The 15,205-nt window shown below is 59.2% G+C and carries 15 protein-coding genes; 14 read left to right on the top strand and 1 reads right to left on the bottom strand.

The genetic code is table 11. From position 1 onward, the window contains the following. The first annotated feature begins 75 nt into the window (after window positions 1-75). From AC1MDT_RS16610 to AC1MDT_RS16660, 11 genes are all read left to right on the top strand, one after another. The gene (locus AC1MDT_RS16610) at window positions 76-831 is read left to right on the top strand and encodes a DeoR/GlpR family transcriptional regulator (RefSeq protein WP_480418146.1); all 756 of its coding nucleotides are present in this window, start codon (window positions 76-78) and stop codon (window positions 829-831) included. Between the two features lie 279 nt (window positions 832-1,110). After that, a complete protein-coding gene (gene glpD / locus AC1MDT_RS16615; protein ID WP_480418147.1) occupies window positions 1,111-2,649 on the top strand; it encodes a glycerol-3-phosphate dehydrogenase in 1,539 nt (512 codons plus the stop codon). A gap of 444 nt (window positions 2,650-3,093) precedes the next feature. Continuing rightward, window positions 3,094-4,008 carry a glutamate/aspartate ABC transporter substrate-binding protein gene (locus tag AC1MDT_RS16620; protein ID WP_480418148.1) on the top strand — a complete coding sequence of 305 codons (915 nt, stop codon included), beginning with the start codon at window positions 3,094-3,096 and terminating at the stop codon, window positions 4,006-4,008. Between the two features lie 191 nt (window positions 4,009-4,199). Continuing rightward, entirely contained in the window at window positions 4,200-4,946 is a 747-nt protein-coding gene (locus AC1MDT_RS16625; protein ID WP_480418149.1) for an amino acid ABC transporter permease, read from the top strand. Then, window positions 4,946-5,617: an amino acid ABC transporter permease gene (locus tag AC1MDT_RS16630; protein ID WP_480422807.1), complete on the top strand. Its 672-nt coding sequence runs from the start codon at window positions 4,946-4,948 to the stop codon at window positions 5,615-5,617. Before AC1MDT_RS16625 ends, AC1MDT_RS16630 begins: the two co-directional genes overlap by 1 nt. Beyond that, a complete protein-coding gene (locus AC1MDT_RS16635; protein ID WP_480418150.1) occupies window positions 5,614-6,348 on the top strand; it encodes an amino acid ABC transporter ATP-binding protein in 735 nt (244 codons plus the stop codon). The genes AC1MDT_RS16630 and AC1MDT_RS16635 overlap by 4 nt, the downstream gene beginning before the upstream one ends. A gap of 158 nt (window positions 6,349-6,506) precedes the next feature. After that, complete coding sequence (gene aauS / locus AC1MDT_RS16640; protein WP_480418151.1) at window positions 6,507-8,408, top strand: two-component sensor histidine kinase AauS; 1,902 nt, start codon at window positions 6,507-6,509, stop codon at window positions 8,406-8,408. After that, window positions 8,405-9,733, top strand: coding sequence for a two-component response regulator AauR (gene aauR, locus AC1MDT_RS16645; RefSeq protein WP_480418152.1), 1,329 nt, complete (start codon window positions 8,405-8,407; stop codon window positions 9,731-9,733). The genes aauS and aauR overlap by 4 nt, the downstream gene beginning before the upstream one ends. Before the next feature lie 8 nt (window positions 9,734-9,741). Beyond that, complete coding sequence (locus tag AC1MDT_RS16650) at window positions 9,742-10,071, top strand: GlpM family protein (protein ID WP_480422808.1); 330 nt, start codon at window positions 9,742-9,744, stop codon at window positions 10,069-10,071. Window positions 10,072-10,363: 292 nt separating this feature from the next. Beyond that, the gene (locus AC1MDT_RS16655; protein ID WP_480418153.1) at window positions 10,364-10,738 is read left to right on the top strand and encodes a DMT family transporter; all 375 of its coding nucleotides are present in this window, start codon (window positions 10,364-10,366) and stop codon (window positions 10,736-10,738) included. Window positions 10,739-10,748: 10 nt separating this feature from the next. Then, window positions 10,749-11,147, top strand: a complete 399-nt coding sequence (locus tag AC1MDT_RS16660) for a DMT family transporter (RefSeq protein ID WP_480418154.1) — start codon at window positions 10,749-10,751, stop codon at window positions 11,145-11,147. 113 nt (window positions 11,148-11,260) lie between these two features. On the opposite strand, the gene AC1MDT_RS16665 is transcribed toward AC1MDT_RS16660, so the two are convergent. Beyond that, window positions 11,261-12,022: a MipA/OmpV family protein gene (locus AC1MDT_RS16665; RefSeq protein ID WP_480418155.1), complete on the bottom strand. Its 762-nt coding sequence runs from the start codon at window positions 12,020-12,022 to the stop codon at window positions 11,261-11,263. A gap of 219 nt (window positions 12,023-12,241) precedes the next feature. Between AC1MDT_RS16665 and AC1MDT_RS16670 the strand changes: the two genes are divergently transcribed. Genes AC1MDT_RS16670 through AC1MDT_RS16680 form a run of 3 tightly spaced genes read left to right on the top strand, consistent with a single transcriptional unit; the run spans window position 12,242 to window position 15,202 of the window. Next, window positions 12,242-12,940 carry an HAD-IB family phosphatase gene (locus tag AC1MDT_RS16670; protein ID WP_480418156.1) on the top strand — a complete coding sequence of 233 codons (699 nt, stop codon included), beginning with the start codon at window positions 12,242-12,244 and terminating at the stop codon, window positions 12,938-12,940. Next, entirely contained in the window at window positions 12,933-14,327 is a 1,395-nt protein-coding gene (locus AC1MDT_RS16675) for an aspartate aminotransferase family protein (protein ID WP_480418157.1), read from the top strand. Before AC1MDT_RS16670 ends, AC1MDT_RS16675 begins: the two co-directional genes overlap by 8 nt. After that, on the top strand, window positions 14,324-15,202 hold the full coding sequence (locus AC1MDT_RS16680) for an alpha/beta hydrolase (RefSeq protein ID WP_480418158.1): 879 nt from the start codon (window positions 14,324-14,326) through the stop codon (window positions 15,200-15,202). Before AC1MDT_RS16675 ends, AC1MDT_RS16680 begins: the two co-directional genes overlap by 4 nt. The last annotated feature ends 3 nt before the right edge of the window (window positions 15,203-15,205 follow it).

Below are 15,205 nucleotides of genomic sequence, written 5' to 3' on the forward strand. Positions count from 1 at the left end.
CTGTATGTAACTGGTAGGGAGCAGATTCCTGCGGCATCATGGGCAAATTTTGCACGGCAGCCCAAAGGAAGCCCCATGAATCTGCCTCCCCGTCAGCAGCAAATCCTCGAGCTGGTCCGCGAACGCGGCTATGTCAGCATTGAGGAAATGGCTCAGCTGTTCGTCGTTACACCGCAAACCATCCGCCGCGATATCAATCAACTGGCGGAAGCCAATTTATTGCGTCGCTACCATGGCGGCGCAGCCTACGACTCCAGCGTCGAAAACACTGCCTATGCCATGCGCGCCGATCAGATGCGCGACGAAAAACAGCGTATCGGCGAAGCCATTGCGGCACAGATTCCCGATCACGCCTCGCTGTTCATCAACATCGGTACCACGACCGAATCGATTGCCCGGGCGCTGCTCAACCATAGCTACCTGAAGATCATCACCAACAACCTGCATGTGGCCTCAATGCTCAGTGCCAAGGACGACTTCGACGTGCTGCTGACCGGGGGCAATGTGCGGCGTGATGGCGGCGTGGTCGGTCAGGCCAGCGTCGACTTCATTAATCAGTTCAAGGTCGACTTCGCGCTGGTCGGCATCAGCGGCATCGATGAAGACGGGAGCCTGCTGGACTTCGATTATCAGGAAGTTCGGGTGTCGCAGGCGATCATCGCCAACGCGCGACAGGTGATTCTGGCGGCGGACTCCAGCAAATTCGGGCGCAACGCCATGATTCGTTTGGGGCCGATCAGCCTGATCGATTGCCTGGTGACGGATCAGCAGCCGGTGCCGGCGCTGGCGCAGTTGTTGAGTCAGCACAAGATTCGGCTCGAGGTCGTTTAACCCTAGAGATTCGTAGCTCTCACCGACGCCATCGCGAGCAAGCTCGCTCCCACAGGTTCTGCGCAATCCTTGCTCGCGATGGCGATCGCTCATGCACCGCCCTCTTTCGCGCCCTTGCGCGCATCTGAATGTTCGAATTTTTTCCTTTAACCACCCTTCGATCAGTTTTTTCAATCGAAGTTGACTGGCTGTGCGCGTCTTTATGGGCTACCATTTTCGCAAATGAACATTAATGTTCGAAATCCAATACAGAAAATCAAAAAAGCCCGAGGCCAGCCGATGCCCACTTCTACCTTGCCTACGCCCCCTCTCGCTGAGGTTTACGACATCGCCGTCATCGGTGGCGGGATCAATGGCGTAGGGATCGCAGCGGATGCCGCCGGTCGCGGCCTCTCGGTGTTCCTTTGCGAAAAGGATGACCTGGCCAGTCACACCTCGTCGGCCAGCAGCAAGCTGATCCACGGCGGCCTGCGCTACCTCGAACACTACGAATTCCGCCTCGTGCGAGAAGCACTCGCCGAGCGTGAAGTGTTGCTGGCCAAGGCCCCGCACATCGTCAAGCAAATGCGCTTCGTGCTGCCGCACCGTCCGCACCTGCGTCCAGCGTGGATGATCCGCGCCGGCCTGTTCCTGTATGACCACCTTGGCAAGCGAGAAAAACTCGAAGGCTCGAAAAGCCTGAAGTTCGGTCCGGACAGCCCACTGAAAAGCGAAATCACCAAAGGCTTCGAATACTCCGATTGCTGGGTCGACGATGCGCGTCTAGTGGTGCTGAACGCCATGGCCGCCCGCGAGAAAGGCGCCCACGTTCACACCCAGACCCGTTGTGTCAGCGCCCGTCGTACCAAAGGCTTGTGGCACCTGCACCTGGAACGCGCCGATGGCAGCCTGTTTTCGATCCGCGCCAAAGCATTGGTGAATGCCGCCGGCCCTTGGGTCGCCAAGTTCATTCGTGATGACCTGAAAATGGAATCGCCCTACGGCATTCGCCTGATTCAGGGCAGCCACCTGATCGTGCCGAAACTGTATGAAGGCGAACACGCGCACATTCTGCAAAACGAAGATCAGCGCATTGTGTTCACCATCCCGTACCTGAACCACTTCACCCTGATCGGCACCACCGACCGCGAATACACCGGCGACCCGGCTGCAGTTGCGATCACCGAAGGTGAGACCGACTACCTGCTGAAGGTCGTCAATGCCCACTTCAAAAAGCAGATCAGTCGCGACGATATCCTGCACAGCTATTCCGGCGTTCGGCCGCTGTGCAACGACGAATCCGACAACCCATCGGCCGTCACCCGCGACTACACCCTGGCGCTGTCGGGCACTGGCGAAGAAGCGCCGCTGCTGTCGGTGTTCGGTGGCAAGCTGACGACTTACCGCAAATTAGCCGAGTCGGCCCTGGCGCAACTGGTGCCGTACTTCAAGCACATCCAGCCAAGCTGGACGGCCAGCGCTACCCTGCCGGGCGGCGAAGACATGACCACTCCGCAGGCGCTGAGCTCGTTGATCCGCGACCGATACGACTGGGTGCCGACGGAAATTTCGCGGCGCTGGGCCACCACGTATGGCAGCCGCACCTGGCGCATGCTTGAAGGCGTGCAAAACCTGAGCGACCTGGGCGAACACATCGGCGGCGGACTTTACACCCGCGAAGTCGACTACCTGTGCAGTGAAGAGTGGGCGACCACGGCGCGCGACATTCTGTGGCGCCGCACCAAGCTCGGCTTGTTCACCACCCCGGCGGAACAGCAGAAATTGGCGGATTACCTGGGCAAGCTGAAGCACAATCGCGGCAAGATCGAAGCAGCCTGATCGGAAATCCGCTTAAAGAAAAGCCCCTGAATCTCACGATTCAGGGGCTTTTTGCGTTCCGCCAGACACCACCAATCCCCTGTGGGAGCGAGCCTGCTCGCGATGGTGTGTCAGCTGCATTGATGTCGACTGACACACCATCGCGAGCAGGCTCGCTCCCACAAGGGGATAGGGGGTGAGCCACAGCTTGCATTCGGTTTTCCGAACGCGACCTGTCAGTCGATTCGGTTAACCGGATTATTGAAGGTAAAAAATCGCCTTAAAAATATTTAATATCCTTATAAATCAATAGCTTGACCTATGTCGCCTGGCCTGGCACGAGTCATGCTCTACACTCTTGACGAATACCTGCCGTCCGGCCCTTTCAGGGACCCGCCAGGCATTTGCAGCACAAAAGGGCCGATGAACTGGCTCCATAAAAAAAACAATGTCGAGGAAAATTTGATGCGCATCGTTCCCCACATCCTGGGCGCAGCCATTGCTGCAGCTCTGATCACCACGCCAGTTTTCGCCGCCGAACTCACCGGCACTCTGAAAAAGATCAAAGAGTCCGGCGTTATCACCCTCGGGCATCGTGACGCCTCTATTCCGTTTTCCTATATCGCGGACGCGTCCGGCAAACCGGTTGGCTACTCCCACGATATCCAGTTGAAAATCGTCGAAGCCATCAAAAAAGACCTGGACCTGCCGAACCTCCAGGTCAAATACAACCTGGTCACTTCACAAACCCGTATCCCGCTGGTGCAGAACGGTACCGTGGACATCGAGTGCGGCTCCACCACCAACAACGTCGAACGTCAGCAGCAAGTTGACTTCTCCGTTGGCATCTTCGAAATCGGCACCCGCCTGCTGTCCAAGAAAGGTTCCGCGTACAAGGATTTCGACGACCTCAAAGGCAAGAACGTCGTGACCACCGCGGGCACCACGTCCGAGCGCATCCTCAAGTCGATGAACGCCGACAAGCAAATGGGCATGAACGTCATCTCCGCCAAAGACCACGGCGAATCCTTCCAGATGCTGGAATCGGGTCGTGCCGTTGCCTTCATGATGGACGACGCCTTGCTGGCCGGTGAAGCGGCCAAGGCCAAGAAGGCCGATGACTGGGCTGTTACCGGCACTCCACAGTCCTACGAAATCTACGGCTGCATGGTCCGCAAGGGTGACGAGCCGTTCAAGAAGGCTGTAGACGACGCCATCGTGGCGACCTACAAGTCGGGCGAGATCAACAAGATCTACGAAAAATGGTTCATGCAGCCAATTCCGCCAAAAGGCCTGAACCTGAACTTCCCGATGAGCGATGAGCTCAAGAAATTGATCGCCAATCCGACCGATAAAGCGGCTGACGACAAGAAATCCTGATTTCTGACTAACCTTATCTCCTGACAGGGCCACGGCCCTTTCAGGAGGTTGTCACTCCCTGCTGGCATATTTGGAAACACTCGAACCGGTGGCCGTCGAGCCGTACGTGTGTGCCTGATCGTCATGATCAGGCGGGAAAGGAACTCCCCAGGCGGGCATTTGTACATCGATCGATCTGAGGGGAGACCCTAATGAATTACAACTGGGACTGGGGCGTGTTCTTCAGGTCCACCGGCATTGGCAGCGAGACGTATCTCGACTGGTACATCACCGGATTGGGCTGGACCATCGCTATCGCCGTCGTGGCATGGATCATCGCCCTGCTGCTGGGCTCGATTCTGGGCGTCATGCGCACCGTGCCGAACCGCATCGTATCGGGCATCGCGACCTGCTACGTCGAACTCTTCCGTAACGTGCCGCTGCTGGTTCAGCTGTTCATCTGGTACTTCCTGGTGCCCGACCTGCTGCCGCAAAACCTTCAGGACTGGTACAAACAGGACCTGAACCCGACCACCTCGGCTTATCTCAGCGTGGTCGTTTGCCTGGGTCTGTTTACGGCCGCCCGCGTTTGCGAACAAGTACGCACCGGCATCCAGGCGCTACCTCGTGGCCAGGAAGCCGCCGCTCGCGCCATGGGCTTCAAGCTGCCGCAAATCTACTGGAACGTGCTGCTGCCCCAGGCCTACCGGATCATCATTCCGCCGCTGACCTCGGAATTCCTGAACGTGTTCAAGAACTCCTCCGTCGCTTCGCTGATCGGTCTGATGGAGCTGCTCGCGCAAACCAAACAGACCGCCGAGTTCTCCGCCAACCTGTTCGAAGCCTTTACCTTGGCGACGCTGATTTACTTCACCCTGAATATGAGCCTGATGCTGCTGATGCGCGCGGTCGAGAAGAAAGTCGCTGTACCGGGCCTGATCTCCGTAGGGGGTAAATGATGGAATTCGACTTCTCGGGCATCATCCCGTCCCTGCCGGGTATGTGGAACGGCATGGTCATGACCCTCAAACTGATGGCCATGGGCATCGTCGGCGGGATCATCCTCGGCACGATCCTGGCCCTGATGCGCCTGTCCCACAACAAGCTGCTGTCGAACCTTGCCGGCGCCTACGTTAACTACTTCCGCTCGATCCCGCTGCTGCTGGTCATCACCTGGTTTTACCTGGCGGTGCCGTTTGTGCTGCGCTGGATCACCGGCGAAGACACCCCGATCGGCGCGTTCACCTCGTGCATCGTGGCCTTCATGATGTTCGAAGCCGCGTATTTCTGCGAAATCGTCCGCGCCGGCGTGCAGTCAATTCCCAAAGGCCAGATGGGCGCAGCACAAGCCTTGGGCATGACGTATGGCCAGATGATGCGGTTGATCATCCTGCCGCAAGCGTTCCGCAAGATGACCCCACTGTTGCTGCAACAAAGCATCATTTTGTTCCAGGACACCTCGCTGGTATACGCGGTCGGCCTGGTTGACTTCCTCAATGCCTCGCGTGCCAGTGGCGACATCATCGGCCGCTCCAATGAGTTCCTGATCATCGCAGGGCTCACGTACTTCATCATCAGCTTTGCCGCCTCGCAGCTGGTCAAGCGTCTGCAAAAAAGGTTTGCCGTATGATCTCTATCAAGAACGTCAACAAGTGGTATGGGGACTTCCAGGTACTGACTGATTGCAGCACCGAGGTCAAAAAAGGCGAAGTGATCGTGGTGTGCGGGCCGTCGGGGTCCGGTAAGTCCACGCTGATCAAATGCGTCAACGCCCTGGAACCGTTCCAGAAAGGCGACGTGGTGGTCGATGGCACGTCCATCGCCGACCCGAAGACCGACCTGCCGAAACTGCGCTCGCGCGTTGGCATGGTGTTCCAGCATTTCGAACTGTTCCCGCACCTGACCATCACCGAAAACCTGACCATTGCGCAGATCAAGGTGTTGGGGCGCAGCAAGGAAGAAGCGACCAAGAAAGGCCTGCAACTGCTTGAGCGCGTCGGCCTCTCTGCCCACGCCCACAAGCACCCGGGCCAGCTCTCCGGTGGTCAGCAGCAGCGTGTGGCCATTGCCCGCGCGCTGGCGATGGACCCGATCGTCATGCTGTTCGACGAACCGACCTCGGCGCTCGACCCGGAAATGGTCAACGAAGTGCTCGACGTGATGGTGCAACTGGCCCACGAAGGCATGACCATGATGTGCGTGACCCACGAAATGGGCTTCGCCCGTAAAGTGGCGGATCGGGTGATTTTCATGGACCAGGGCAAGATCATCGAAGACTGCCAGAAAGAAGAGTTCTTCGGCGACATCAACGCCCGCTCCGAACGTGCGCAGCATTTCCTTGAGAAGATTCTGCAGCACTAAGAAAGACACCGCTCCCCCCATGTAGGAGCGAGCTTGCTCGCGATGGAGTGTCAGTCGACATTAACGTAGCTGATACACCATCGCGAGCAAGCTCGTTCCTACAAAGGGGCAGGCGGCGATTCACAAGTAAGTGTTGTGGTTGACCCAAGGCATCTGTGATGAAATGCGACCCCACTCTCTATCGCGCCGCGCCGCCATCACTCGCCGTGAAACCCCGTCTGATTCGCCATTTGTTCCTGCCGCCGCTGATCATCGCCCTGATGATCGGACTGGGTTACATCGGCTTCTGGGCCAGTGAGCATTACGGGATCCGCAGCCTCAGCGAAAATGGCAAGCGTCAGCTGGAACTGCATGCCCGCGCCGTCGAGAGCGAGATCAGCAAGTACACCTACCTGCCCAGCCTGCTGGAACTCGAATCCAGCGTTCCGACGCTGTTGGCCGACCCGACGCCGGAACACCGGCAAACGGTCAATGAATACCTTGAAGGCCTGAATCGGCGCAGCCGCAGCCGGGCCATCTATGTGATGGACACCACCGGTCGCGTCATGGCCACCAGTAACTGGCGCGATGCTGATAGCTATCTGGGTGAAGACCTGTCCTTTCGCGCTTATTTCCAGAGCGCCGTGCGCGGTCAGCCGGGGCGCTTCTACGGCATTGGCAGCACCAATGGCGAACCGGGTTACTACCTGGCCCACGGCCTGGAAGAACACGGCAAGATCATCGGCGTCGCCGTGGTCAAAGTCCGCCTCGAAGCCATGGAGGAACGCTGGCAGCGAGCGCGCCTGGAAGCCTTTGTCAGCGACGAGAACGGCATCATCATTCTCTCCAGCGACCCGGCGCGACGGCTCAAATCAGTTGTGCCGTTGAGCGACGAGACCAAGGAAAAACTCGCCCGCAGCCTTCAGTACTACTGGTTCCCACTGAACGAACTGCAACCGCTGGCCCGGGAAAAACTGGCCGAAGGTGAAGAAAAACTCACGTTTCCGGCCAACAGCGAAGTCGAGTCCGATGACGAGGACATCAGCTACCTCTCGCAAACTCGCCCGCTGAGTGACACGCCGTGGAATTTCACCCTGCTCACGCCCTTGCAGGATTTGCGGCGTGAAGCGATCAATCAGGGGATTCTGGTGGCGGTGGCATTTGCCCTGTTGGCGTTCCTGCTGATCGCCTGGAACGAGCGGCGCAAGGTCATCGCCACCCGCCTCGCCGCCCGGGAAGCCTTGCAGGCGGCCAACAATCAATTGGAGCGTCGGATTACCGAACGCACCACCGACCTGCGCGCCAGCAATGAACGGCTCAAGGGCCAGATCCGCGAACGTCGTCAGGCCGAAGAAACGTTGCGCCGGGCCCAGGATGAACTGGTGCAGGCCGGTAAACTCGCCGCTATCGGCCAGATGTCCACCAGCATCGCCCACGAGCTGAACCAGCCGTTGGCCGCATTGCGGACCTTGTCCGGTAACACCATTCGTTTTATGGAGCGCGGTCAATTGGACGTGGCCACCACCAACCTCAAGACCATCAACGAATTGATCGACCGCATGGGCCGGATCACCGCCAGTCTGCGATCGTTCGCCCGTCGTGGCGATGACAAAGGTCAGGCCGGCCTCGGTAAAGCGGTGGACGCCGCGTTGCAACTGCTCGGCGGTCGCGTGGAAAGTGTCCATCTGCAACTGCATCGTGACTTTGCGGATGTGCAGTTGCAGATCGACCAGACCCGTCTGGAGCAGATCCTGGTCAATTTGATCGGCAACGCCCTCGACGCCATGCAGGCGCAACCGCTGCCGGTGTTGTGGCTCGAAGGCGAAGCGCTCGACGGCAAGTATCGCCTGCGCGTGCGCGATAACGGCCACGGCATCGACGCCGAAGCGCGCAAACATTTGTTCGAACCGTTCTTTACCACTAAACCCGGCGAGCAGGGCCTGGGCCTCGGCCTGACCCTGTCGGCCAGTCTGGCGGCTGCCACTGGCGGACATTTGGGTGTCGAACACCCCGCCAGCGGTGGTACCACCTTCGTCCTCAGTTTACCGTTGGTAAGCCCCACTCCCGCCGAGCCAATATGAACAACGACCTTAGTGTGCTGATTGTCGAAGACGATCCCCATGTGCTGCTCGGCTGCCAACAGGCGCTGACCCTGGAAGACATTCCCAGCGTGGGTGTCGGCAGCGCCGAAGAAGCGCTGGAACGGGTGGGTGACAACTTCGCGGGGATCGTGATCAGCGACATTCGCCTGCCCGGCATCGACGGGCTGGAACTGCTGACCCGGCTCAAGGCCCGCGACCGCAGCCTGCCGGTGGTGCTGATTACCGGCCACGGCGACATCTCCATGGCCGTCGGCGCGATGCAAAAAGGCGCCTACGACTTCATGGAAAAACCGTTCTCTCCAGAACGGCTGGTGGAGGTGGCCCGCCGTGCACTGGAGCAGCGCAGCCTGGCTCGGGAAGTCTCGTCCTTGCGTCGGCAACTGGCGGAACGGGACTCCCTTGAAGGCCGGATCATCGGCCGCTCGCCGGCCATGCAGAACCTGCGGGAACTGATCGCCAACGTGGCCGACACCTCGGCCAACGTGCTGATCGAAGGCGAAACCGGCACCGGTAAAGAACTGGTAGCGCGCTGCCTGCACGACTTCAGTCGCCGGCACAGCAAACAGTTCGTGGCCCTGAACTGCGGGGGGCTGCCGGAGAACCTGTTCGAAAGCGAAATCTTCGGCCATGAAGCCAACGCCTTCACCGGCGCCGGCAAACGGCGGATCGGCAAGATTGAACACGCCGACGGCGGCACACTGTTCCTCGACGAAGTGGAAAGCATGCCGCTGCCCTTGCAGATCAAACTGCTGCGGGTGTTGCAGGAACGCACCCTCGAACGACTCGGTTCGAACCAGAGCGTGGCTGTGGATTGCCGAGTGATCGCCGCAACGAAGTCCGATCTGGCCGAGTCAAGCAAGGCGGGGGAATTTCGCAGCGACCTGTATTACCGCCTCAACGTGGTGACCCTCGAACTGCCCCCTCTGCGCGAACGACGTGAAGACATCCTGCAACTGTTCGAACATTTCCTGCAGCAATCATCCCTGCGCTTTGACCGCGCAGTGCCGGAACTGGACAACCAGACCCTGTCGAACCTGATGAGCCACGACTGGCCGGGTAACGTGCGTGAGCTGCGCAACGTGGCCGAGCGCTTTGCTCTCGGTCTGCCCGCCTTCAAAAAATCCGGTGCCAGTGGCAGCAACCAGGGCCTGGCCTTTGCCGAAGCGGTTGAAGCCTTCGAACGCAACCTGCTCAGCGATGCCTTGCAACGCAGTGGCGGCAACCTGACCCAGGCCAGCCTCGAACTGGGCATGGCCAAGACCACATTGTTCGACAAAGTGAAGAAGTACGGATTGAGCCACTGATGGACCTGATTATCAAAGCGATGTTGGGCGCGGCCGTGGTACTGATCCTCGCCGCCCTGGCCAAGACTAAAAACTATTACATCGCCGGGCTGGTGCCACTGTTTCCGACCTTTGCGCTCATTGCTCATTACATCGTCGGCAAAGGGCGCTCGCTGGAGGACTTGAAGACCACCATCGTGTTTGGGATGTGGTCGATCATTCCGTACTTCATCTATCTGGCGACCTTGTATGTCATGGTCGACCGGATGCGCCTGGAAGCGTCCCTGGCGGTGGCGGCGGTGGCGTGGTTGATGGCGGCGACGGTGCTGGTCACCGTTTGGGTTCGCTTCCACGCCTGACCGCATTCCCCCTCCTTGTAGGAGCGAGCTTGCTCGCGATGGTGTGTCAGTTGACATCGATGTCGCTGACACACCATCGCGAGCAAGCTCGCTCCTACAGAGGGGAGGGATCGTTCATGGCTGGCCCGTCCCTTGCATTTACCCCAAAAAGTCCTCTCGGCTGGCCTTCATGATGGATGAAGCCGGTATCTGGGAGGGTCCGCCAAGGGTGAATCCTGACCTTGAACATTTTAGATTTCGATCACAGCCTGACGACCCAGGCCCTCAGCGAATGGTTCGAGGGATTGATTCCATGACCTTCACCGTGATTGTGCTGGTGGCGTTTTCGATTGTGCTGGACGTCATCGGCCAGCTCTGTTTCAAGCTTGGCCTGGACCGATTGCCGGAACTCGAAGGTGGGTTTCGGCTGAATGCGTTTTGGGGCCAGGTATTCAATGCCCCGCTGCTGTGGTGCGGAATCGGCGCCTACACCATCGAATTTTTCGTCTGGCTTGAAGCCCTGTCCCGGGCACCGCTGAGCCTGCTGTTTCCAGCGGCGGCACTGGCATATTGCGGCGTGGTGCTGGCCGGAAAACTGGTCCTCGGCGAGAACGTCAGTCGTCGGCGCTGGCTCGGTACGTTAGTGATTACGGCGGGCGTCATGCTCGTGTGTGTGCCCTATGCATGAGGCTCGATCGATGCTCAGAAGCGACACGCACTGGCTGCATGAACGCCTTGGCACTATCGTGCTGTGGGCGCTGTTGATCGGTTTCGAAAGTGCCGGTCAGATCGCCAGCAAAGTCGGTGGCGATCAATTGGGGCAGATGAGTTTCAACCTGCAGTGGCTGTCGTCCGTGGCGGGAAATCCGGGAGTGTGGCTGGCGATTGCTTGCTACATCGGCGCGTTTTTTGTGTGGATGCTGATCCTGCGGCGCAGCAGTTTGTCTCTGGCGTTTCCGCTGAGTTCACTGGTGTTTGTCGGGGTTTTGCTCGGGTCCTGGTTGGGGCTCGGGGAGCAGATCAGCGTGCTTCACTGGGTGGGTGTAGCGGTGATCATGGGTGGGATTGCGCTACTCGCCGAGGGGGAAGAACAGTAAATCTCTGTTGAGTTCAAGGACGCCTTCGCGAGCAGGCTCGCTCCCACAGGGGACGCATTCCAATGTGGGAGCGAGCTTGCTCGCGAAGGCGTCACCCCGGCCAATGAACTTATCTAGTCGAATTTGTAGGCGATCGCCGCCTGCACTACACCCTGATTGGTCTGCCCAACGGCTTTGACAATACTGCTGTCCGCCGCCGCGCCCGTCAGGTGAATCCAGCTCGCACTGGTCACCAGCGACCAATGCGGCACCAACGGAAACTCGAAGCTCTGGGTCAGCGCCACGTTCTGCAAACCGCCTCCCGCGTTGTACGGGCGAATCCCGGAAGCTTGAGACTCTTGGGCACTGACGCCGAAGAACGTCTGATTCTGCCGGGCATCGGCGAAGTGCGCGGTCAGATTGCTGCTGCCAATCACCCCGCCACCCAGTGGGTAACCCACCTCCCCGCCAACCCGTCCCAGCACTCCACCCTGCCCGCCACCACCGCCCACAGCCTGGCCAACCTGGGCAAACACCCGCCAGAAATCAGCCGGAGCGTACTGCACAAAACCGCCCGCCACGCCCATGTCCGGCACATCCCGCAAACCCCGCAGGTCGCCATTGGAAGTCCGCCCGGGCAGGTAATTCACAAACGGCCCCGCGCTGAAACCGTTGGCCTTGAACGCACTCCAGGTCAACCCGTCGTCAGTGCTGAGACTGACATCGCCCCAGTCCAGGTCGAGGTACGGCACTGGCCGGGTTTCATAGCGGCTGCCGGTCGGATCGTGTGGTTGATAGCTGATGCCGGCGCCAGCCTCACCGGTAATGCTGCCCGCAAAAACGTTGGTCGAAGCGCACGTCAGCGCGGCGAATACAGCAACAGTAATCTTCGACATAAGTCGGTTCCTTGATCTGGACATGCGCGCATCAATCCTCTGTTCAAGCGCCCTGCGCAAGCACTCATGTTTTTCGTAGCGAGCTACAAAAATTGTAGCTTTTCCAACACAAACACCTGTCACAACCCCGGTTCCGCTGGGCCTGACACGATTGGCACAGTCCCTGCTGTACCCGTTTCGCAAGCGCAAACAGCGCGTCCGGCCAAATAGGTACAACAGATGATTGACTGGCATATCGTGTGTGATTTCGACGGGACCATCACCCGCACCGACGTGATCGACAGCATCCTCCAACAGTTTGCCGACCCGAGCTGGGAAGCGATCGAAAACGAATGGCTGGCAGGCGACATCGGTTCCCGTGAATGCCTCAGCCGCCAGCTCGCACTGGTCAAGGCCACGCCGGCCGAGCTGCTCGCTTTCTTCGACAGCATCGAGATCGACCCCGACTTCCCCGACTTCGTCGACCACGTTATCGGCCTCGGCGCTTCATTGGAAGTGGTCAGCGACGGCATCGAGCAAGGCATCGCACGAATCCTGGCGCGCAACTACGTGAGCCTGCTGCCGATCCTTGCCAACCGCTTGCGGCAACTCGGCCACGAGAGCTGGCGCATCGACTTTCCGTATTCCAGCGACGCCTGCCGCGCCGCGTCCGGCAACTGCAAATGCAAGTCCACGCCCAAGAACAAACGAGTGCTGGTGATTGGCGATGGCCAGTCCGACATGTGCGTGGCTTCCACCGCCGATTTCGTGTTCGCCAAGGATCGCCTGGCCGAGCACTGCGAACGCAACGGCATCGCCTACGCGCGCTTCGACAGTTTCGCCGAACTCCCGGCCTTGCTCGCCCAGCTGCCAAACGCCCGCGCCGCTAACGCCACCTCATTTAATGTAGAAACACAGGAACTCTTCAACCATGTCTGATATTCGAATCGCGACCGCAGAAGACCAGATCCTTCTGGAAAAAGAAGCCAAATACTGCTCTTACGGCGACACCGTTCACTACATCGAACCCCCGCGCATTTTCAGCCGTTGCGAAGGCTCCTACGTTTGGGACACCAGCGACCAGGCTTACCTTGACCTGCAAATGTGGTACTCGGCGGTCAATTTCGGTTACGCCAACCCGCGCCTGAACAACGCCCTGAAACAACAGATCGACACCCTGCCGCAAATCGCCAGCCAGTACTTGCACAAAGGCAAGATCGAACTGTCGGAAAAGATCGCGGTCGACGCCAAGAACAAGTTCGGCCTCGACGGTCGCGTGCACTTCAACGTCGGCGGTTCGCAGTCCATCGAAGACTCGTTGAAAGTCGTCCGTAACGCCAGCAACGGCAAGAGCCTGATGTTCGCTTTCGAAGGCGGCTACCACGGCCGTACTCTGGGTGCATCGTCAATCACCTCGAGCTTTCGCTACCGTCGCCGCTACGGCCACTTTGGTGAGCGCGCCAACTTCATCCCGTTCCCGTACCACTTCCGCGGCCCGAAAGGCATGACCAAGGAAGAATACGGCAGCCACTGCGTGCAGCAGTTCGCCCGTCTGTTCGAAACTGAATACAACGGCGTCTGGGACCCGAAAACCGGCCAGTGCGAATACGCAGCCTTCTACGTCGAGCCGATCCAGGGCACCGGCGGCTACGTGATTCCGCCAATGAACTTCTACAGCGAACTCAAGCATGTGCTGGATCAGCACGGCATTTTGATGGTGGTCGACGAAATCCAGATGGGCTTCTGGCGTACCGGCAAGCTGTGGTCGATCGAACACTTCGACGTCAAACCGGATGTGATCGTCTTCGGTAAAGCACTGACCAACGGCCTCAACCCACTGGGCGGCATCTGGGCTCGCGAAGAGCTGATCAACCCGAAGGTATTCCCGCCAGGTTCGACTCACTCTACCTTCGCCTCCAACCCGCTGGGTACGGCTGTCGGTCTGGAAATGTTCAAGATGACCAGCGAAGTCGACTACGGCGCCATGGTCATGGCCAAGGGCAAATACTTCCTGGACGGTCTGCAGGACTTGCAGAAACGCTACCCGATCATCGGCGACGTCGACGGTCTGGGCCTGGCCCTGCGCTGCGAAATCTGCGGCCCGGACGGCTTCACTCCGGACAAGGCCACCCTGGACTTCATGGTTGAAGAAGGCATGAAGGGCGACATCGAAATCGACGGCAAGCGTCTGGGCCTGATTCTCGACGTGGGCGGTTACTACAAGAACGTCATCACCCTGGCGCCGTCGCTGGAAATCAGCTACCCGGAAATCGATTTGGGCATCGCTCTGCTCGACCGTCTGCTTGATCGAGCCATGAAACGATGAATGCCGAAGAGATCGATATGGGCGAAGGTAGCGCCGGTTTCGTTCTCGGCAGTGGGGAGGTCGCGGTGTTGTTGATCCACGGCCTCACCGGCACCCCGACCGAGTTGCGTCGGGTCGCCATGGGCCTGGCCAAGGCGGGTTGCACGGTCTACGTGCCAACCCTGGCCGGCCACTGTGGCAACAACGCCGACCTGCAAGCCACCGGCTGGCGCGATTGGTACGAAAGCGCGCGCAATACCTTCGTCGGTATCCGGCGTAAGCACCAGCACGTGTTTGTCGGCGGTTTGTCGATGGGCGCGGTGCTGTCGATGTACCTGGCCGCCGAACATCCGGGGCAGATAGAAGGCCTGTTGCTGTACTCGACAACTCTGCGTTATGACGGCTGGAACATGCCGTGGGTGGCGAAGTTGAGCAGCCTGGTGATGTCGATTCCATTTGGCGTGCACCTGTGCCGCTTCAACGAAAAATCCCCGTTCGGCATCAAGGACGAACGCTTGCGAGCAATTGTCGAGCGACAGATGAAAGCCGGCGAAAGCAGCAATGCCGGGCTGCTGACCATGTCCGGGGTCAGTGTTCGGGAACTGCATCGGTTGGTGGCGGCGGTGAAGAAACGCATGCCGCAGATCAATACCCAGGCGCTGGTCTTGCACTCACGTGAAGACGACATCACCAGTGCCTGGAACGCCGACTATGTGGAACGCAAACTCGGCGGGCCGGTGGTGAAAATCTTGCTCGACGATTGCTATCACATGATCACCGTCGACCTGCAATACCGCCGTGTCGTGGAGCTGAGCGCGGATTTTATCCAGCAGCGTTTCAAACAGCAGCCCAGCGCCCCGCACCCCCTGCGCCAGGACAATCGGAAGCTGGCGTAACCC

Source organism: Pseudomonas sp. ASL7, from assembly GCF_056680375.1.